Origin of the sequence: Methanolinea mesophila, from assembly GCF_017873855.1 — an archaeon.
GTDB lineage: Archaea > Halobacteriota > Methanomicrobia > Methanomicrobiales > Methanospirillaceae > Methanolinea_B > Methanolinea_B mesophila.
Genome location: NZ_JAGGKR010000002.1, coordinates 113,985 through 133,533, shown reverse-complemented (window position 1 = coordinate 133,533; position 19,549 = coordinate 113,985). Strand labels below are relative to the sequence as shown.

14 protein-coding genes and 1 tRNA gene are annotated in these 19,549 nt (G+C 59.3%); 7 read left to right on the top strand and 8 right to left on the bottom strand.

Annotated features, from left to right (window positions below; translation table 11 throughout):
• Positions 1-67: 67 nt before the first annotated feature.
• The gene (locus J2741_RS12065; protein ID WP_209675909.1) at positions 68-1,501 is read right to left on the bottom strand and encodes an aldehyde dehydrogenase family protein; all 1,434 of its coding nucleotides are present in this window, start codon (positions 1,499-1,501) and stop codon (positions 68-70) included.
• Between the two features lie 155 nt (positions 1,502-1,656).
• On the opposite strand from J2741_RS12065, the gene ileS reads away from it, so the two are divergent.
• Entirely contained in the window at positions 1,657-4,839 is a 3,183-nt protein-coding gene (gene ileS / locus J2741_RS12060; RefSeq protein ID WP_209675907.1) for an isoleucine--tRNA ligase, read from the top strand.
• A gap of 145 nt (positions 4,840-4,984) precedes the next feature.
• Here the strand turns inward: ileS and J2741_RS12055 are convergent, their stop codons facing one another.
• Complete coding sequence (locus tag J2741_RS12055; protein ID WP_209675906.1) at positions 4,985-5,716, bottom strand: tRNA(His) guanylyltransferase Thg1 family protein; 732 nt, start codon at positions 5,714-5,716, stop codon at positions 4,985-4,987.
• A 43-nt stretch (positions 5,717-5,759) separates the two neighbouring features.
• Positions 5,760-6,026, bottom strand: coding sequence for a PRC-barrel domain-containing protein (locus J2741_RS12050; protein WP_209676373.1), 267 nt, complete (start codon positions 6,024-6,026; stop codon positions 5,760-5,762).
• A gap of 49 nt (positions 6,027-6,075) precedes the next feature.
• Between J2741_RS12050 and J2741_RS12045 the strand changes: the two genes are divergently transcribed.
• On the top strand, positions 6,076-7,254 hold the full coding sequence (locus J2741_RS12045) for a CBS domain-containing protein (RefSeq protein ID WP_209675905.1): 1,179 nt from the start codon (positions 6,076-6,078) through the stop codon (positions 7,252-7,254).
• Here the strand turns inward: J2741_RS12045 and J2741_RS12040 are convergent.
• The 3 genes from J2741_RS12040 to J2741_RS12030 are packed head-to-tail and all read right to left on the bottom strand — an operon-like array spanning position 7,241 to position 10,956.
• Positions 7,241-8,890: a radical SAM protein gene (locus J2741_RS12040; protein ID WP_209676371.1), complete on the bottom strand. Its 1,650-nt coding sequence runs from the start codon at positions 8,888-8,890 to the stop codon at positions 7,241-7,243. The genes J2741_RS12045 and J2741_RS12040 overlap by 14 nt on opposite strands.
• Positions 8,880-9,500 carry a 6-hydroxymethylpterin diphosphokinase MptE-like protein gene (locus J2741_RS12035; protein ID WP_209675904.1) on the bottom strand — a complete coding sequence of 207 codons (621 nt, stop codon included), beginning with the start codon at positions 9,498-9,500 and terminating at the stop codon, positions 8,880-8,882. Before J2741_RS12035 ends, J2741_RS12040 begins: the two co-directional genes overlap by 11 nt.
• Positions 9,490-10,956 carry a DHH family phosphoesterase gene (locus J2741_RS12030; RefSeq protein ID WP_209675903.1) on the bottom strand — a complete coding sequence of 489 codons (1,467 nt, stop codon included), beginning with the start codon at positions 10,954-10,956 and terminating at the stop codon, positions 9,490-9,492. The genes J2741_RS12035 and J2741_RS12030 overlap by 11 nt, the downstream gene beginning before the upstream one ends.
• A 150-nt stretch (positions 10,957-11,106) precedes the next feature.
• On the opposite strand from J2741_RS12030, the gene J2741_RS12025 reads away from it, so the two are divergent.
• Positions 11,107-11,180 (top strand) — tRNA-Lys (locus J2741_RS12025).
• A 268-nt stretch (positions 11,181-11,448) separates the two neighbouring features.
• Entirely contained in the window at positions 11,449-13,914 is a 2,466-nt protein-coding gene (locus tag J2741_RS12020; protein ID WP_209675902.1) for a carbohydrate-binding domain-containing protein, read from the top strand.
• 283 nt (positions 13,915-14,197) lie between these two features.
• Here the strand turns inward: J2741_RS12020 and J2741_RS12015 are convergent, their stop codons facing one another.
• Positions 14,198-15,085 carry an ABC transporter ATP-binding protein gene (locus J2741_RS12015; protein WP_209675901.1) on the bottom strand — a complete coding sequence of 296 codons (888 nt, stop codon included), beginning with the start codon at positions 15,083-15,085 and terminating at the stop codon, positions 14,198-14,200.
• Positions 15,086-15,306: 221 nt separating this feature from the next.
• Between J2741_RS12015 and J2741_RS12010 the strand changes: the two genes are divergently transcribed.
• The 3 genes from J2741_RS12010 to J2741_RS12000 all read left to right on the top strand — a co-directional run bounded on the left by J2741_RS12010 (position 15,307) and on the right by J2741_RS12000 (position 18,864).
• Positions 15,307-17,055, top strand: coding sequence for an ABC transporter permease (locus tag J2741_RS12010; protein WP_209675900.1), 1,749 nt, complete (start codon positions 15,307-15,309; stop codon positions 17,053-17,055).
• The gene (locus J2741_RS12005) at positions 17,052-18,134 is read left to right on the top strand and encodes an ABC transporter permease (RefSeq protein WP_209675898.1); all 1,083 of its coding nucleotides are present in this window, start codon (positions 17,052-17,054) and stop codon (positions 18,132-18,134) included. The genes J2741_RS12010 and J2741_RS12005 overlap by 4 nt, the downstream gene beginning before the upstream one ends.
• A 133-nt stretch (positions 18,135-18,267) precedes the next feature.
• A complete protein-coding gene (locus J2741_RS12000) occupies positions 18,268-18,864 on the top strand; it encodes an RDD family protein (RefSeq protein WP_209675896.1) in 597 nt (198 codons plus the stop codon).
• A 155-nt stretch (positions 18,865-19,019) separates the two neighbouring features.
• On the opposite strand, the gene J2741_RS11995 is transcribed toward J2741_RS12000, so the two are convergent.
• On the bottom strand, positions 19,020-19,214 hold the full coding sequence (locus tag J2741_RS11995; RefSeq protein ID WP_209675894.1) for a hypothetical protein: 195 nt from the start codon (positions 19,212-19,214) through the stop codon (positions 19,020-19,022).
• Positions 19,215-19,549: the final 335 nt, after the last annotated feature.

The window sequence follows — 19,549 nt, the reverse complement described above, 5'->3', positions numbered from 1 at the left end:
TCCGTGGAAGACCGGCACCCTTCCGGATTCCCTCCGTGTCCCGGTGTTCCCGCATGATCCTTCATACTTATGCCCCGGGCGCGTTCCGGTTGATCACCATCGTCCGGAGTTCGGTCATCTCCTCGATGGCGTAACGGGGACCTTCTCTCCCGGTTCCGGAGAGTCTCGTTCCCCCGTAGGGCATAGGATCGGCCCGGAACGAGGGGATATCGTTGATTATGACCCCTCCCATCTCGCTCTTTTCGAATACCGAGAAGACCCTGGCGATGTCACGGGTAAATACTCCCATCTGGAGTCCGTATTCCGTTCCTGTGGCAAGTCCTGCCGCCTCATCGAATTGGTCGTAGGGGGTGACCGTGATGAAGGGTGCGAACGCCTCCTCCCGGTTTACCCTCATCGCGGGGGTTGTCCCGGTGAGAACTGCCGGAGAGAAAAGCGGACCTTCCGGGGGCTTTCCGCAGAGGAGCGTCGCTCCTCCTGCCACCGCCTCGCCGACCTTCCCCCACGCGTTCGCTGCCGCCCCCGGGCTTATCATCGGCCCCACATCGGTGGCATCGTCCCGGGGGTCACCTACGTTCAGCCGCCTGACCCGGGGGAGAAGCATGTCCATGAATGTAGCGTAGATCTTACGATGGACATACACCCTCTGAACCGCGATGCACACCTGTCCGGCGCTCGCGAACCCTCCGGTCACCACCCGTCCGACCGCGTACTCGAGGGGGGCATCCTCGTGCACAATCACCGGCCCGTTCCCCCCGAGCTCGAGGCAGACCCGTTTCCGTCCTGCGATCTCCTTAAGGTGCCACCCGACCTCGGGGCTCCCTGTAAACGAAATGAAAGCAACACGGGGGTCTTTTGCGAGTATCTCCGCCCTCTCCCCCGGGCAGGGGACCACGCTTATCGCCTCCTCCGGCAGTCCCGCCTCCAGGGCGAGTTCCCCGAGCATAAGCGAGCATACCGGGGTTGCCGAAGCGGGCTTTAAGATGACCGGGTTGCCGGCAGCAATCGCCGGGCCGAGCTTGTGGCAGGCGAGGTTGAGGGGGAAATTGAAGGCGGTGATCGCGAGCACCGGCCCGACCGGAAACCGCCGGGTGATGCCGAGCCTTCCCTCGGTATCGGTGGTCCAGTCAAGCGGCAGGACCTCCCCGTTGATCCTCCGGGACTCCTCTGCCGAGATCCTGATGGTCTCGGCCGCTCTCCCGGCTTCCACCGCAGCAGCAGATCTGGTCTTTCCACCTTCGAGCACGATCATCTCGGTAAAATCCCTGATCCGACGCTCGATAAGGTCCGCAAGGGCGTTGAGGATATCGTACCGCTTCCGGGCGGGAAGGGTCTTCATCACTGAAAAACTTCGTTTTGCGGCCGAAAGAGTCGCTTCCAGCTGCGCCTCCGATGCGAGAGCGACCCGCGCCACCGTCTCTCCCGAGTAGGGAAACCTCACATCGGCGATCTCCCCGCTCTCCTTCCATTCTCCCCCCACCAGCACCTGGTATTCTTTCATTGCGATCACCTTGTCAGAACCATTGTACACGTTCCAGCCATTTTACACGATCGCTCACGGCGTGAACGGAGTGAAAACTACTTTGAGCAACAAGCCCCAATATCTTTGGAATTGAAGGCCCGGGACACCCCGGGGCCCGATACCGGGGGATTAGGGTGAAGGAAGTCACCAGCAGCTACCACGCAAACGAGATCGAGAACCAGATCCAGGAGTTCTGGGAGAGGGACCGTATCTTTGAAAAGACGCTCGCGCTTCGGAGCGGAGGGAAGGACTTCTTCTTCGTGGACGGCCCCCCCTATACCACAGGGCATATCCACCTAGGGACCGCGTGGAACAAGATCATCAAAGACAGTGTGCTCCGTTACCAGCGCATGACGGGCAGGAACGTGATCGCCCGGGCGGGGTACGACATGCACGGGCTCCCTATCGAGGTAAGGGTGGAGCAGCAGCTGGGGTTCTCCGACAAAAAAGACATCGAGCGTTATGGGATAGACGCGTTCATCGATAAGTGCAGGGCTTTTGCCATCGCGAACCTTGAAGTGATGAGCAGGCAGTTCGAGAGCCTCGGGGTATGGATGGACTTCGACGACCCCTATCAGACGATCACTCCCGGGTACATCGAGGCCGCATGGTGGGCGATAAAGCGGGCCGACGAGGAGAAGATGCTCGAGCGGGGATATCGGGTGGTGAACTGGTGCCCCCGCTGCGCCACCGCGATAGCCGATGCCGAAGTCGAGTACTGGGACGAGACCGACCCCTCCATCTACGTGAAGTTCCCCCTGGAAGGAAAGGAGCACGAATACCTGGTCATCTGGACCACCACCCCCTGGACCCTCCCCGCAAACGTGGCCGTCGCCGTCCATCCCGACATCGTTTATGCACGGGTGGAGGGTGAAAAAGACGGGAAGAAGGAGGTCCTCTGGATCGCGGAGGACCTGGTCGAACCGGTGCTCAGGAAGGCACGGTACAAGAGCTACACTACCCTCTCGAAGCTCCCGGGGACCGAGCTTTCCGGACTCATTTACCGTTCACCGCTGGCAGGCGAGGTCCCCCTCCAGAACGCCATCTCCCATAAAGTGGTCACCGCGGACTTCGTCACCCTGGAGAACACCGGCATGGTGCATATCGCTCCCGGGCACGGATGGGACGACTACGTGCTGGGGTGCAAAGAGGGCCTCGCCATCGTCTGCCCGGTAGACGCCACCGGGACTTTCACCGAGGAAGCAGGAAGCCTCTCGGGCAAATACGTACGGGACGCCAACCCGGTCGTCCTCGAACAGCTTGAGCACCACCTTCTTGCCGAGGAGGCGGTGACCCACCGGTACGGCCATTGCTGGAGGTGCAAGACCCCCATCATCTTTCGTGCGACGGAGCAGTGGTTCCTCAAGGCTTCTGACCTCAAGGAACGGATGCTCGCCGAAGTGGAGAAGGTCACCTGGTACCCCGAGTGGGCAGGAAGCGCCCGGTTCTACGACTGGATCAAGGAAGCAAGAGACTGGTGCATCTCCCGTCAGCGGTACTGGGGAATCCCCATTCCCATCTGGGAATGCCGCACCTGCGGGACGAGGAAGGTGTTCGGCACCATAAAAGAGCTCGAAGACGCTTCCGGCCAGAAACTCCCCGACCCCCATCGCCCGTTCGTCGACCGGATCGTCTTCCCCTGTTCCTGCGGGGGCAGGATGCACCGCGTGGAAGATATCTTCGACGTATGGTTCGACTCTGCGGTGGCCTCATGGGCGACGCTCCACTATCCGGGAAAGACCGATGAGTTCGACCGGCTCTGGCCTGCGGACTTCATCACCGAGGGCCAGGACCAGACCCGCGGATGGTTTTACTCCCAGCTCGGGGCGAGTACTATCGCGCTCGGGAAAGCCCCGTACAGGAGCGTGCTGATGCACGGGTTCGCCCTCGACGCCGAGGGGAGGAAGATGAGCAAGAGCCTGGGCAATGTGGTCACTCCCGAAGAGGTCGTAAAAGAGCAGGGAGTGGACGTGCTCCGGCTCTACGTCCTCTCTTCAAGCGCACCCTGGGACGACCTGAAGTTCAACTGGGAAGGGGTCCGCACGGTCAGCCGTGCAATCAACATCCTCTGGAACGTGTACAGGTTCCCGCTCCCCTACATGATCCTCGACGGATTCGTCCCGGCGAATTCAGGACAGGTCTGGGACTCCTCGTACATCCGGGTAAATTTTGCCTCGATGAGCCCCGAGGACCGTTGGATCATCTCCCGGGTAAATTCCCTCGCAATGCTCGTCGACGAGGAGATGAAGGGATGCCAGCTCCACCGGGCGACCCGTGCCCTGATCTCGTTCATCCTCGAGGACCTGTCCCGTTGGTACGTGCAGCTTGTCCGCCCGAGGATGTGGCTCGAAGGGGAATCAATCGAGAAGGTCAGGGCGTACGAGACGATCTACTACGTGATGCGGACGCTCGACGCCCTGCTCGCCCCATTCATCCCCCACCTCACCGAAGAGATTTACGGGAACCTCAGGCTGGAGAACGACCCGGTGAGCGTGCATATGCTTGACTGGACGGCGGGGGATCCCCTGCTCCTCGACGCCGGGCTCGAGAAGGCCATGGACGTCGTCCGGTCATTCGACGAAGCACAGGCAAATGCCCGGCAGGCGGGGAAGAGGAAACTCCGCTGGCCGGTAGGCGAATGTGTAGTAATCACCGGATCGGACCAGGTGGCGGAGGCGGTACGGACCCTCGGTCACATCTGCAGGGACCGGGCAAATGCCCGCGATGTGCGGGTCATTACTGGCCGCTGGGACCGGATCGGGTGGAGGGCAGAACCGGTGATGAAGGCGCTCGGCCCGAAGTTCGGAAAGGACGCCCCGAAGGTCAGGGACCTGATTCTCTCCGCCGATGCCAACGCAATGAAAGCCTCGTTCGACGAGGGATCCCCGGTGCTTCTTGTCGATGCCGAGGCAGAGCGTGAGATCCTCCCCTCGATGGTGACGTTCTTCGAGCATCTCCCCGAGGGAATCTATTCCGCACCTATGCAGGAGGCTGCGGTCTACGTGGACGTGAACCTGACCCCCGACCTCGAGGCGGAAGGCTACTCCCGCGAAGTGATCAGGAGGTTCCAGGAGATGCGCCGCCAGTCGGATCTCAGGGTGGAGGACTTCATCGAAGCGGACTGCGAGGTGGAGGACCAGCGGATGGCCGACCTCCTCTCCACGTGGGGAGAGGGGATCATGGGCGAGGTGAGGGCGAGAACGCTCTCCATTAGGGTAAAAGACGAACCCCGGCCCGGTCTCGCCTTCACCATGGAGAAGGAATGGGACATAGAGGGGGTCACGGTAACCCTCGCACTCCTCCGGGCACCGGAATAACACCGGGTTCCTGCTATTTTTTGCATTTATTTTTACTTTATTGATTTCCTCCCGCTCCGCCATTCGGGGCGACCTGGGAAGTTTTTTTGAATTATCATACCGGGATTATTGGAAAAGAGGTCTGTTCCCGGGGCCCGCAGCCTTCTCACATGCTCCGGATGATGCCGGAGAGGAACGTCCTCCCTTCCGGGGAAGAGAATACGGGAAGGTTCCTCTCCGGGACGACCGCGCTCCGCAGGCTTTCCACGAGCTCCCCGCTGACCGGGTTGAACCCCTCGACATTTCGTACCTGCTTGTACACGAGCACCCCCCGCCGCTCCCACGCGGGGGTTTTTGCGAGGTTGACCCCACGGGAGTACATGAACTCGTGCAGTTCGCGGGAAGGGAGCCCCCGCAGTTTCTTCGCAGCGTCCTTCCGGGACAGTCCTTCCCTGACGAGTGCGCTCTGGCAGTAGGCATTGAGATGATTCCTCCAGGCCTCGCTCTGCCGGTTAATCAGGTACTCCACCGCCATCTCGGGGGTCACCTGGATGATCCTGGCATCGAAAGAGAGAGGTTCCGTAAGATTCAGCTCGAGGGTCAGGGCGCTGGCCGCAAAAGATGCACTTATCGAATCGATCTTCTCCACTCTTCCCCCGAACGGAAGGAACGAGAAATAAAGACTGATCTCGTCGGAGAACGTATACGCCAGGTCGGGGGAAAGCCCGCTCTCCCTGAGGAACCTGATGCACACCTGCTCCATGGCACCGGAAAACGCCGGGTCAAAGGGTTTCGCGAGCCCGAGGTGTTCGGCAACACTGTGGAAGGTCCGGCCGTCGAGCCTGACAAAAACAGGGGGTATGGTGATGAGATTTGCGAACAGTTCCCGTTCTTTCATGATAACGCGGAGTGAAAAACCCGGGAAATATCAGGGTTCCGGATTATACCTCGTCGAAGTTGCCGGACTTGAACGCACCGGGAAGGTGGCGGATGAGGACGATATCCCCGATGGCCCGGATTATCCTGAAGGGAATCTTGAGCCCCTTGTAGTTCTTGATATCGACCAGTTCCTGGTTCAGTTTTCCTACCACGAGGGATTCCATCTTTTTGCTGTCCACATCGATCAGCACGTCCTCTACCTCTCCCACGAAGACGCTCTTCTCGGTGTAGATGGCGAGCCCGAATAACTCTGTAATCTGGGTTCTCATCTTAATCATGGAAGATATATACTAGAACAGTTAAAAAAGATACCTTTCAATGAACGGTTCGTTGAAAATCGGATCTATATTCGGGATACCTATTCTTCTCCACTGGAGTTTTCTTATCATCATTCCCCTTCTCGCATGGCTCATCGGCAGTCAGGCCACGCTCACCACCCAGCTGATCGAGGGGTTCCTCCAGTGGTTCGTCGACATCGGCTTTATTTTCCAGGGCCCGCCGGTGCCCCAGATACAGATAAACACTGACCTGATCACCGCGGGGTATAATGCCTACATTCTCGGAATGGTCATCGCCATAAGCCTCTTTATAGGGGTTCTCATCCACGAGATCGCTCATTCGGTCGTCGCCAAGAAGAAGGGGATCAAGATCAACAGCATCACCCTCCTCATCTTCGGGGGGATCTCCTCCATGGAAGAGGAGATGCCCGACCCTGCCATCGAATTCCCTATGGCGCTCGCAGGCCCGTTCACCAGCCTGGCGGTCGGCCTGATCAGCGTGTTCATCGCATTCGTATCCACCCTGATCACCGATGCCGGGATCGCCGGGGTGCTGATTTTTACATTCGGTTACCTGGGGCTGCTGAACATCTTCCTCTTCGCGTTCAACCTGCTCCCGGCATTCCCCATGGACGGGGGCAGGGTCCTCCGCGCATTCCTCGCCCGCAGTATGCCGCTTCACCGGGCGACCAGGATCGCGGCGGACGTGGGCAAGGTATTCGCGGTGATCTTCGGACTCGTAGGGATCCTGCTCCTCTCCCCCATCCTGATCCTTATCGCGTTCTTCATCTATATCGGGGCGAGCCAGGAGTCCACTGCGATAAAATACAGTTTCCTCTTAAAAGACGTGAACCTGAAGGACATCATGGCCCGTGAGGTGACGACGGTCCCCCCTTCCATGCCGGTAAGAGATGTGGTGAGCCTGATGTACTCCACCAAGCACCTGGGCTTCCCTGTGGTCGAGCATGGCAGGGTCGTCGGGATGGTGACCCTTGCCGACGTCCATAAACTTTCCCCGCTCGACCGGGAAGCAATGCAGGTGAAGGATATCATGACCCGTCAGGTCCTCACCCTTCCTCCCGGGGCCCCCGTCATGGACGCCCTCCGGATCATGTCGGTCTCAAATATCGGCCGGATCCCGGTGATGGAAGGGGAAAACCTGGTAGGCATCGTGTCCCGTACCGACATCATCAAGGTGATCGAGCTCAAGGAGATGTGAAGTCGAGGAACGGGTCGAGTACGGTCTCCCCTGCGACGGCACGGAAGGCATCGAGGTCCCTGAACGGACGCTTCACCGCCAGGGTTCCCGCCTTCTTCTTCCCTATCCCGGGTATCCAGGCGAGCGCCCGGGAGGGCAGCGCGTTCACTCTCACCGGGACCGGGAGAGCGGTCACCGACCTGCTTCCCCAGTCGACCACCGCCGCATCGATCACGGCTCCTGCGGTCATCGGGAGCGGGATTCCCACCAGTATGGGGTACGAACCCATCTGCCTGCCGAACGATACATTCCCTTCCTCCTCGATCACCACGTCACGGAGCAGGGTCCCGGCGGGAAAGACCTGCTGCAGCATGGGATGGTCGAACTTTTCCCGCACGAACTCCTTGAACTTCCGGAAACGGGCCTGGTGGAGCCCGAGGGTGTTGTCGGTATAGGCCCGCGTACCCTCGAAAGGCATCAGCTGCCGGATATTCACCCTCCTGACCAGCAACCCCGATGCCAGGACCTCTTTGAGGAAGTGTTCATTCAGGTCGAATGTGAGGGGAGTCTCGCCCGCGAGCCCGGTGACAAAGTTCAGCCCCGGAAGCAGTTCCGGGATCCCGTCCTTTCTCTGCCCCCCCACCTGGTTCACCACCCGGATCGCTTCCATCACGTCCCCGGGAGATGCCTTGAGGTTGTTCGCCTCCACCACCCGGGGATCGGCGGTCTCCATCCCCAGGGCGGCGACGTCTCCGGGGGTATGGTAGGCGACAACCACCCGCAACGCGTCCCGTGCCGCATCCCCGTGCCGGGCGATGGTCCCCGGGTTCACATTGTCGATATGCAGGGTCTGCAACCCGGGTGCGGCCTCCCGGACCCCGGAGAAGAGCACCTCCAGCCGATCGGGTCTCGGGCGGGGGAACTCACCAGTGCCTGCCTGGAACGTGAGAAGGTCCGGCTGCCTTCCCAGACGGAAATGCCGGGCGCCTGCCTCGTAGAGCGCCCTGACCTCGGTGGCGACGCCCTCCGCCGACCGGTAACGGGGCGGGCCGTAGAACGGTTCGGTGCAGAAGGAGCACCCTCCCGCATATGACCGGGAACACCCCCTGGCGGTCTCGAGCTCGCACATGACCCAGGGAAATCCCGGGTGCTGCCGGATGATTCCCGCCCCCTCCACCGCCCAGGAATCGTACCGGGCATACGAAGAACCGGCTGGCGGGGTCTCCCCGGAAAGAAAGGCAAAGAGGGCATCTTCCTGAGAGCCCTCAAGGAGGTGGTCGAACCCCGAGATAGCCTGCCGGATTGCCTTCTGCCCACCCCCGGCCGAATACCCGAACCCGATCGGCCCGCCGACGAACTTTTTTCCTGGCAGCTGTCGGCCCAGCTGCTGGATCTCGGTGAGACTCGCCGGGGTCCCGCCGAGGTACTTCCCCGGCACGGTGACACCCGCGATCATCACCGAGACGACGGCATTCCGGGAGGCGGAGAGGAGGAGAGGGTCTTTTCTCACCTGGTCTATGGTATGATAGCGGGGCTGGTAGCCGAGTCCGGCAAGTACCCCTGCAATGGTCCGGATGTAGGGGGAGATGTAGGGAGGAACTCCCAGGCAGGCAGGTTCGTCGACGTACCCGTCCAGTATCAGGGCCTCAGCATTCATACCCAAGAAGTCCCAGGAGGGTTCGTGCCCAGAAGAGCTTTCCCCGTTTCACCGGGTCGACCGAGGTGTCGCCGCAGTCGAACCCCGCGAGCCTTATTCGTGCGGCACCGAGCGCATCCGCGGCGAAGACCGCCCGGTCCCCGTCGGTGAAGCCCCCGAAATTATGGACGTGCGGCAACGGGCGGCTCTGGGTGGTCCCGACCAGCGGTCCCGGGAAGCGGGGCACCCAGTGGCGGAGAAGAGGAATGTTGTCGCCATGGGCGTGCACCACCATCACGGTCCCTTCCCGGTTCATCTCAATGAACCGGTCGGTCGCACCATCGAGGTCGGTAAAGACCGCCGCAGGCCGGATCCCGTGGTCGAGGAGGACTTCGGCTGCCGCATCGGCGGCAAAGACCTTCCCCCGGACTACCGGGACCTCACGTTTCAGTGTGGGAGCGTTCCCGCAGACCGTGATATCCCCCCCGCGGCAGATCGATGAGAGGACCGGGAGATCGTCCTTCGTCAGGAGCCCGGCGAGGACCCGCGCGGCGTCCTCGTCATCCTCGCGGGAGAACCCGAAGTAGTCCAGTATTTCCAGGTAATGCGGCTCCCATTCCTCAAAGTTCATCCTTACCCTCGTTCTCCAGCCCGGCGAGGTGGTTGAACTTCTTCAGGAGCGGATCGATGATCAGGTTCAGGAGGTCATCCTTGTTCTTTACCCTCCGGAAATACGCAAGCGGAATAGTGGCAGCGGCCATGTTGGGGTGCCCTCCCGCGTCCCCGATATCCCCGAACGCCTCGGAGAGCACGTTCCCGATATGAAGCCGGATGTCGCGGTTCCGGGCTGACATGATGATGGCGTCGTCCGAGATCCCGTACACAAGTGCACAGTTCACCCCCTCGAGGGTGATCAGCAGGTCCGCGGCCTGGGGAAGCGAGTCCCTGTTCCTGACATACCCCACGTTCGAGAAGAGGTACCCGGACCTTATCTTCCTGTTCCGGATGGCAACCCCCAGTACGTCAAGCGTCTCCTGGGAGAGGGAGGGGGACTTGATCTGGTCGAGCAGGTCGTTGTCCGCCAGGGGGAGGAGGAATGCGGCATTGGTGAGATCGGAAGGGGTGACGTTCCGCTCGAAGTCCCGGGTATCGGAACGGATCCCGTAGAGGAGGCCGGTGGCGATCAGCCTGTCGATGGCGATATCCAGTTCCTGCATATACTGGGCCAGGATGCTCGCCGTCGCCCCGAGACCGGGGCGGATGTCCACGAAGGGTACCATGGCTTCCAGCCCCTGTCCGTCCTGGTGGTGGTCTATCACGATGTGCACCCTCGTGCGGGGCGAGAGAGGATTGTTTATCCCCGGCCCGGGACAGTCAACCAGCGCAAGATAATTGCATTCCTGGAGCAGCTGGGGTTCGTACTTCTCCATCTTTATCTCGAGAAGGTTTACCATGGTCCGGTTCTCCTGGTGGCCTATCACCCCGTCATAGAATATCCTGACCGCGAGCTTCTTCGGGTTCGCACTCTTCGCAATGGCCGCGAGCGCCATTGCACTGGAGATCGCGTCGGGGTCGGGGTTCTTGTGGGTGACGATCCCGAGCACCCCCTCCCAGCCGGAGAGGAGGCTATAAAGCCTCATCGAGACCCGGTTTGCATGCAGTTTCGTGATCTGGTGTATCGCGGCCCTGGCCACTACCGGCGAGGGGGAGAGCACATAGTCCGCTCCCGCCTTTTCCAGTTTTTCCGCGTTGAGGGGATCAGTTGCCCGCGCCATTACCTCGATCGCCGGGCTCTTGCCCTTGATGGTCTGGAGTGCTGCGAGGTTTGCCTGGTGGTCGCCGCTGACGAGGAACCCGATCTCGAACGGGGGGAGACCCGCCATCAGGTCTTGATCGGTCATCTCTTTTACCGAGGCCTCGTAGTGCTGGTCGCGGAGTTCCCTGACCCTGTCCGGGTCGCGATCGATCACCAGCACGTGTTCACCGGCCTGCACCAGTTCCTGCAGGATGGAAAAACCGATGCTCCCGCATCCGAAAATTACGAATTTTACCCGGCCGCGTGACTCAGGCTGGACCATTTCGGGCATATGTCTGTAAGGTAACCCCGCTCAGCATATTAAGGTTACAATCGCGAATTCCAACAAATTCCACCTCCGGAGCAAAAAAAAGCCGTGCATGTGGCCAATTTCGAAAAGTTTATTGCATTCCCGCTACCATTTATGTAGGTCCAAATTTTTGGGCTTGTAGCTTAGTTCGGCAGAGCGACGGACTCTTAATCCGTAGGTCAAGGGTTCAAATCCCTTCAGGCCCGTTTTTCACATATTTTCCCGGTTTCTTATCTCTCAGGCAGCCGGTTCTCCCTGATCCTCCGGGAACCTAAGGAATCACCCGTACTTTCACCGATGTATCCGTCTTTGCATACCCGGCGTGCATTTACTCATTTCCACCACTGCCCGGAACCGGTGGCACCGTTACCGGTATATGACAACAAGTATTTACGTTATGTTGGATATGTTTTACAATATATCTAGTTTGACTGACACTCGCAGAATACAGTCACCAGGAAGGAGACGAAAGACATGAAACCCATAACGGCATTGATTCTCGCATTGGCGCTGGCATTTGCTTTCACCGCCGGGGCGAGCGGCGATACCGCGATCGACGGTTCCGGGCAGTCCGTCATAACGCTCGCGGGCGACGCGATAACATTCGAGGGCACAGGAGCGATTGTGAGCGGCAGTACCGTCACGATCACCTCGGCAGGCACCTACACCCTGCGCGGGACACTGGACGACGGGCAGGTTATCGTCGATACCGGCGACGACCAGGAGGTAACCCTTGTACTTGACGGGGCGTACATCACCAGTTCCACCGGTGCACCCGTCTATATTGTCAATGCGGATAAAACGGTGATAACCCTCGCGGACGGGACCGCGAATTCCATAACGGACGGAATCACCTACATCCTCCCGGATGCAGGATCGGACGAACCGAACGCGGCGATATTTTCAAAGGACGACCTGACTATCAACGGCGGGGGTTCGCTCGCGGTCCATGCGAATTACAACGACGGGATCACCAGTAAAGACGACCTCAAGATCACCGGCGGATCAATCATCGTAAACGCGGTGAACGATGGAATCCGGGGCCGGGACAGCGTGACCGTCAAAGGTGGGTCCGTCTCGGTGAACGCAGCGGGTGACGGGATCCAGTCCAACAACGACGAAGACAGCGATAAGGGATACATCTCTGTTGAGGGAGGTTCGGTCTCGATCGTCTCCGGGGCTGACGGGATCCAGGCCGAGACGAATATCTACGTCAGTGGAGGAATCATTGATATCACCGCCGGGGGAGGCAGCGGGAACGCCGCGTCCACGAATAATAACGGAGGCAATGGAGGTGCCCCCGGCGGCATGGGCGGACCCGGCGGCTTTGCTCCCTCCGGTGGCCAGGGAACCCGCGTAATGGGAGCGAGCACGATGACCTCGACTGCCACCGCAACCACCGCGACCTCAGGTTCCGATTCCACGAGCATGAAGGGGCTCAAGGCCGGTGTCGGGGTGATCGTCTCGGGCGGCACAGTGACCGTGAATGCGGCCGATGATGCGATCAACACCAACGACCTGATCGGGATCGATGGCGGGTCTCTCCGTCTCTCCACCGGGGACGACGCCCTGCATGCAGACTCCTCGCTCCGGATAAATGCGGGAGATATCACCATCCCGACCTGCTACGAAGGGATCGAGAGCGCAGATATCGCAATTAACGGAGGAAACATCCACCTCACTTCGCGCGACGACGGGGTGAACGCGGTCGCGGATGGCACGGGCCAGAGCGGGTTCGATGCGGCCGGCGGATCACTCTCCATTAGCGGCGGGTACCTGGTGGTCGATGCAGGTGGCGACGGGATCGACGTCAACGGGCCGATCACCATGTCAGGCGGGACGGTAATCATTAACGGACCGACGGACAACGGGAACGGAGCGCTCGATTTCCTTAACTCGTTCTCGATAACCGGGGGATACCTGCTTGCGGCGGGCAGTTCAGGTATGGCTCAGGCCCCGGGCACCTCATCGTCCCAGTGCTCGGTTATGATCACCTACGCCTCGCAGCAGGCGGCAGGGACCCTCGTTCACATCGGGACCGCCGGGGGAGCGGATGTCCTTACCTTCGCCCCGGCCAAGACCTACCAGTCCGTCGTATTCAGTTCCCCGCTGCTCACCAGGGGGGCCGGATACGTGGTGTATTCGGGCGGGAGTTCGACGGGGTCGGCGACGGACGGCGTATATTCGGGCGGAGCGTATACCCCGGGCACGGAGATCGCCAATTTCACCATATCGGGAACGGTCACGTCAATAGGTTCCGGGAACGCCCAGATGCCCAGGATGAATGTCACCATGCCGGGGAACAGGACCGGTGTCCCGGCAGGCGGGACCGTAGGGAACAGGACCTGGACCAACCCCGGCGGCCTGACCGGCAACCTCTCGGGCCTGAAGAGCGGGACGGTGCCGGGGAGCACGATCAATTCGTTTTTCCAGAGCCTGATCAGCTCGATACTCGGGAACATCACCGGGTCCACCCCGGTAAGCCCCGCCGGCACTGATCCCGGAATAGTTCCTGATAGGATACGGTATCTTCAACCAGGGAATGAATCCACCCCGGTGATCGATCTCCTGCCCGGCAGTATCCCGGAAAGCCCGGGGGAGACCTGGTCAGCTCCCGCACCCGGCCTTTCACCGGACTTCTCTCCGATAACCTCCCCGGGCAGTCTGTATACCGCTTCGACCGTGAATTCGACAGGAAGCCCGCCAGGCCAGGTCATGAGGGATTTACCCGGCGGCAGTGCGGTAAACGCATCGCAGGATACTCCATCCTTCAACCCCGCGTTCATGCCCGGCGGCATGAGGAGTGCTCCCCCGGGCGGCGTGATCGGCACGGCGTGGAACGGGGGTCCGGGTAACCTCACCGAGGGCATGGCAGGTCCTCCTTCGCGTATTCCCCAGGGAAGTTCAGGAGTGCTCCTGCCCGGGGGAACAGGCATCTGAGATCGTCGGTAGTACGGTTCTTTGAAAAGACGGGGAATAAACCCCCCGTGATTTCACTTTTTTAATATGAACCTGCATCCGGCTGGTTCATTCCGGTGTGCCCTTTCACGCAGGGGAAAAATCTGTTTTTTTTATGATGAAACTACAACTGAAACGGGGAATTAGCCGCCTGAGGGTAGCGTACACTTATGCCGGCACGATCACATCTTACAATAAAATCGAAATGAGATCGGGCAGATCCGGGCTTCACAGTGAATAGGTAACGCCTGGAACACCTGCGGCCTCATTCCCCGATCTTTATCATCATCTCTTCGAGGGAAGGGTACCTGGACTCGATGCGGTCAACCGTTCCTCCCGCCAGGGAGATCGCCGAAGTAATGGCATTCATCTCCTGGACGGACCCCGCATCGGCCCGGTAGAAACCTCCTTCGACTGCGGGGTCCCGGTCAAGGTGCACCTCTTCGACCCGGGGTGCGGTGAAATAGATATGATACGTGATCGACCCGAACATCTCCCGGAGTTCCGGCATGGTCCCGTCGGCGACCGTCTTCCCCCTTCGAAGGATCATCACCCGGTCGCAGATGGCCTCGACCTGGTAGAGGTTGTGGGCGGAGAGGATGATGGTCTTTCCCGCGGATTTCAGTTCCCTGAGATAATCGACGATGAACCGGGAGGTCATGGGGTCCAGTCCCGAGGTCGGCTCATCGAAGATGAGGACGGAGGGGTCATGGATCAGGGAGCGGGCGATGGCGACCTTGCGCTTCATCCCCTTGGAGAGTTCGCCGATCTTCTTTTTATCCGGTTCGAGGTTGAGCGACGCGAGCAGTTCCATGCCCCTTGATGTGATGGTCTCTTTCGGGAGACCGTATATCTCCCCGAAGAACCTGAGATAGTCGTCCACGGTCATCGTCTCATAGAGCCGGGACTCTTCCGGCAGGTACCCGAGGACCTGTTTGACCGCGTCCGGGTTCTTGAGCACGTCGATCCCGTCCATGGTAAGCGTTCCCGAAGAGGGGGGGATTAGTCCGGAGAGAATCTTCAGGAGGGTGGTCTTGCCGGCCCCGTTATGGCCGACGATTCCGAATATTCCTGACCGTTCGAAGGAGAAGCTGATCCCGTCCAGTGCGACGAATCCATCAAAATCCTTTTTCAGATTGCACCCTTCTATCATGAAAATTCACGGTTATTATGGCATATTTCAAAAGTGGCGGGCAGCCCGGAAATCCGGGAGGTAATTTCAATAAACGAACTCGGCATCCGAATGTATTCCTTTACCTTTACTATATTATAGCTGCTGAACCTACCATTCTACGATAAAGGGTGCGGATTTTTAGGTTTTTTTCAGGTATCCTTACCATATCCCGCTGGGAAGTCCGCCGGACCCTGGGGACCATGGGAAAGAACGTGCTCCCGCTGGCACTGGTGATGCTGGCGCTCCTGGTGGTGGTGACCGGCTTTTCGGCCACGCAGGGGCTCCACCTCCAGGACGGGATCTATACTCTCGGGGTCGACAGTCCTGCCGTCGCGGAGATATTCTCTCCGGACGTGCGGTTCACGATCTACCAGGCAGATGATTCCACCCTCTGGAACTCAAGGGAATATTTCGATGCCATCGTAATCGGAGGCGAGGTGTGGGGGAGCGACACCGACAAGGGGCGGGCAGCCGTACGTGCCCTCCAGACCGATTACGAAGGGTACCTGAATCAGGTCTATGCCCAGGAATCCGACCTGTTCGCCGCATACCCGTTATGGATCGACGTCCAGAATATCAGGAGCGAACTCGATTTCACCGCCACGCTCGCGGGCCAGCAGGTGGCGGCTCCCATCCGCCAGAGCAGGCCCCCGGTCCCCTCGGGACCGATCATCGAGATCGCCACCCCTGCACCCACTCTCGGCATCCCCGAAAGCGAGATCCGGCAGGGGCTTGTCCAGTCGCAGGGATCAAGTTCCCAGATTACCCGATATTCAGAACTGCTCACCGGGGAGAGCCCGTTCGGGGATTACACCATCCCGTCGCAGCTCACCCCGCCGCTCCCGTTCGATACCATCATTCTGGTCTTTGTCTTCATATTCCCCCTGTATTTCACGTCGCAGTTTTTCATGATGAGCATCATGAACGAACGGCTGGAACGAAAGGGGGAGGTGCTCCTCACCACCCCCCTCCACCCGGCAGCGATCATCCTTGGAAAAGCCCTCCCCTATTTCCTGCTGATGCTCGCGATATCGACGCTGCTCATCTTCTGGCTCGGCGCCTCGCTCTCTATCCTGCTCCCCCTGCTCCCGGTAATACTCTTCTTCCTGGCGAGCGCCCTGATCATCGGGATGATCTCCCGGAGTTTCAAGGAGCTCTCGTTCCTCTCAATTTTCTTCTCCACCGTCGCGACCGCGTATCTCTTCTTCCCCTCGATCTTTGCCAATGTCCATATCATCAGCCTCATCTCCCCCCTCACCCTGGTGGTCCTCACCCTGCAGGGCGAGCCTTATACCGTGATCCAGTACTTCTATTCCACATCCCTGTTCTTCCTCACGAGCGCAGTCCTCCTCTATCTGGGCCTGGTGAACTTCCGTGAAGACCGGTTATTCTCCCAGGTAGGGCTTTCTGAAAAGTTCCAGGACTTCATTTCGACGGCCATTTCCAGGAAAAGACCATACATCTCCCTGTTCGTGCTGAACGCCCTCCTTATCCCGTTCGTATTCATGGCGCAGATGATGGTACTGGTACTCTTCTTCAACCTCCCCGTCCCCCTTTCCCTGGTGCTGCTCCTGGTATTCGCGGCCTTCATCGAGGAGTTTGCAAAATCCATCGGGCTTCTTTCCCTCCACCACAGGGATCCCTCCTTCTTTACCTGGAAGCGGCTGGCCTTCGCTTCGGTCGCCACTGCAGCCGGCTTCCTTTTCGGGGAGAAACTCCTCACCTTCCTGACACTCTCCCAAATCACGGAATCGGTTTTCGGCAGCATACTTTTCCTCTCGCTCGGGGTTCTCTGGCTTCCGTTCCTCCTCCATTTCTCCGGGGTGATGATCGTGGGGACAGGGCTGAAACTGAGAGGCAGGACCGGGTATATCGTGGGCCTGATGTTCGCCACGCTGGTCCACTGTCTCTATAACCTCTACTTCATCCTGGGGGTGCTCTCCTTATGAAGCGACGAAACCTGAACATGATCATTAAAAAGGACCTCCGGGGCCTGATGAACGAGCGGACCATCCTGCTCGCGGTTCTTCTGCAGCTTTTCATCGCCCTTTTCTCCTCGTTCCTGGTGATCGGTCTTGCCTCAATGTACGACCCCACGACCCTCTCCCGGTTCTCGGGGGTCCGTTACGGGGTGGCCTACGCCGGAACGGACTCTGCCCTAGAAGACTACCTGAGATCGAGCGGACAGATCGTGGTCTTCCCCATGAACCTCTCCGAGGGGGTGACCCTGCTCGGGGAGAGGAAACTTTCGGCGGTGATCTATGTCCCGGACACTCCGCCCGACTCAACCGAGCCGGTGAAGATTACGCTCTACCTTCTGGAAAACGACATACAGTCCGCGATAGTGAACGTGAAGCTCAAGGCTGTCCTGTTGCAGTACGAGCAGCAATTGCGGGATATCCGTGAATCCCGCCTCGATATAGTCCCCATCCCACTCCAGTTCCCGGAAAATACCGGAGGATCGTCGTTTTACGAGTTCATTTACGGACTGCTGATACCGCTCCTGGTCCTCCTGCCGGCGGTCATCGCATCGGCCCTGGTCATCGACCTGATCACCGAGGAGTACCAGCACCACACGCTCGAGACGCTGCTCTCCACTCCCATGTCCCTGCACGAGGTCATCTGGGGGAAGATCCTAGCCTGCGAGCTGCTCGTGCCTATCCAGGCCGGGGCGTGGCTTATCCTCCTCTCGTTGAACGGGATCGTAATCGAGGGGATAGTGTCGATCCTTGTGCAGGTTATGGCATTTTCCATGGTTCTCATCCTTATCGGGGCTCTTACCGCGCTCTACTACAGGGAGAGGACAGCCGCACAGTTCATCTTCTCTACCGCAGTCGTGGTGCTTATGATCTTCGCCCTGGCAATCCCGGACAACCCTTTGAACCTTGTTGCCCGTATCGCGACCGGATCTGCCGGGATTGATCAGTGGGTCATCCTGGGGATCGTGGGCCTGGTGGCCGTCTTCCTCTCCCTGGTGGTATACTGGTACACGATACGGGCGTCAAAGACCGCGCTCACGGGCGGTTGAAGGTACCAGGGTGACCCGAAAGACCCCCGGTGCAGAACCCTTTCTTTTTTTAATCGGCACACGTTCCGTGGCCGAATATATTTCGATATATTGAAGTGTTCACTGCCGATTAGTACCTAGCAAGGGGATGAGGATGCACTGTTCAAAATGCGGGAAAGAGACTGAGGGTTCGGGGAAATATTGCCAGTGGTGCGGTGCCGAGCTGGTACGACCGCCGCGCCCGCTGCTGCACCATAAGGCCACGATTCAGACCGAGCGGTTCTCGGGACTGGGAAGGAGGTTCGTTGCGTTCATCGTGGACCTTCTGTTCCTCCTGCTGATCGACCTCTTTCTTATCGGAGTGCTCGGTCTTTCGGAGGGGATCAGGATGGTGTACCAGTATTCCCGCCACCTACCCATGACCGATCGTTACGGGGAGGTGGTCCATGCGGTCGTCCCGTTCCAGGTGATCGTGGCGTTCTTCATCCTGATCATCATCGTCCCCTGGATTTACTATGCGTATCTTGAAAGCTCGAGGAACCAGGCAACCCTCGGGAAGATGGCGCTCAGGATCGCGGTCACGGACGGCGAGGGGAACCGGATCACCTTCTCCCGGGCGACCCTGCGTCACTTCGCAAAAATCCTCGTCTTCCTGACCCTCTTTATCGGGTACATAATTCTCCAGTTCACAAAGTGCAAGCAGGCGCTCCAGGACATGGCGGCCGGAACGCTCATGTTCGTTCAGGAATAGAAAATCCGAAACCTTATTCTTTTTTTTCTATAAATCCTGTCGGCGCACAATTACCGGGTAAATCAGCAAAAAAAGAATGTTCGACGGGAGAACAGCGGGGTCTCTCCGGATTCCGTTATGGGAAAAGGTACCGGTGACTACTGGGAAGAAGAAAATCAGTCGTACTTCCCTTTAAGCCCGGCCCACCCGGAAAAGCCGCAGTAAATGCATCCGACTCCGTCGCAGTGCCTGCAACGGGTGGCCGGGGCCCGGACCAGCACGTGCCCGGTCTTATCACAGTAGAGACAGCCTGCTCCCTCGCAATGACAGCATTGTACCTTGACATACGAGGTCTCGTCCTTCGAGGTCATTGCTCAAGTGTGAGACCCGCTGAACGGTAAACCATTCTATTTGAACAGCTGCCCGCCAGGCAGAGTTAGTCCTTCCGGGGAGCTGTTCCGGGAGAACCGGGTCGATATTCTGACGTGGCTCTCCGAAGGGTACCGCGGGCAACGCTCCCTGCCCACTGCGATAATCCGCGGGGCCCTGATCGGGGCAGGGGTCTCCCCGCCGGGTTCAGCCAGAACAGGTTATTCCCCGCCGCTGGCATCGGGCGACGGGCCTGCAGAATCAAGTTCAGGGGCCGGATGCTTTTTGTCCCGCATCCGAAGGAGCCGTGATACGACAGACTACGGGACTCCAAGTG

Coding starts and splice junctions, on each gene's coding strand:
- J2741_RS12065 (WP_209675909.1), bottom strand. CDS start 1,501: ATGAAAGAATACCAGGTGCTGGTGGGGGGAGAATGGAAGGAGAGCGGG.
- J2741_RS12055 (WP_209675906.1), bottom strand. CDS start 5,716: ATGAAAGAACGGGAACTGTTCGCAAATCTCATCACCATACCCCCTGTT.
- J2741_RS12050 (WP_209676373.1), bottom strand. CDS start 6,026: ATGAGAACCCAGATTACAGAGTTATTCGGGCTCGCCATCTACACCGAG.
- J2741_RS12045 (WP_209675905.1), top strand. CDS start 6,076: ATGAACGGTTCGTTGAAAATCGGATCTATATTCGGGATACCTATTCTT.
- J2741_RS12040 (WP_209676371.1), bottom strand. CDS start 8,890: ATGAATGCTGAGGCCCTGATACTGGACGGGTACGTCGACGAACCTGCC.
- J2741_RS12035 (WP_209675904.1), bottom strand. CDS start 9,500: ATGAACTTTGAGGAATGGGAGCCGCATTACCTGGAAATACTGGACTAC.
- J2741_RS12030 (WP_209675903.1), bottom strand. CDS start 10,956: ATGCCCGAAATGGTCCAGCCTGAGTCACGCGGCCGGGTAAAATTCGTA.
- J2741_RS12020 (WP_209675902.1), top strand. CDS start 11,449: ATGAAACCCATAACGGCATTGATTCTCGCATTGGCGCTGGCATTTGCT.
- J2741_RS12015 (WP_209675901.1), bottom strand. CDS start 15,085: ATGATAGAAGGGTGCAATCTGAAAAAGGATTTTGATGGATTCGTCGCA.
- J2741_RS12010 (WP_209675900.1), top strand. CDS start 15,307: ATGGGAAAGAACGTGCTCCCGCTGGCACTGGTGATGCTGGCGCTCCTG.
- J2741_RS12005 (WP_209675898.1), top strand. CDS start 17,052: ATGAAGCGACGAAACCTGAACATGATCATTAAAAAGGACCTCCGGGGC.
- J2741_RS12000 (WP_209675896.1), top strand. CDS start 18,268: ATGCACTGTTCAAAATGCGGGAAAGAGACTGAGGGTTCGGGGAAATAT.
- J2741_RS11995 (WP_209675894.1), bottom strand. CDS start 19,214: ATGACCTCGAAGGACGAGACCTCGTATGTCAAGGTACAATGCTGTCAT.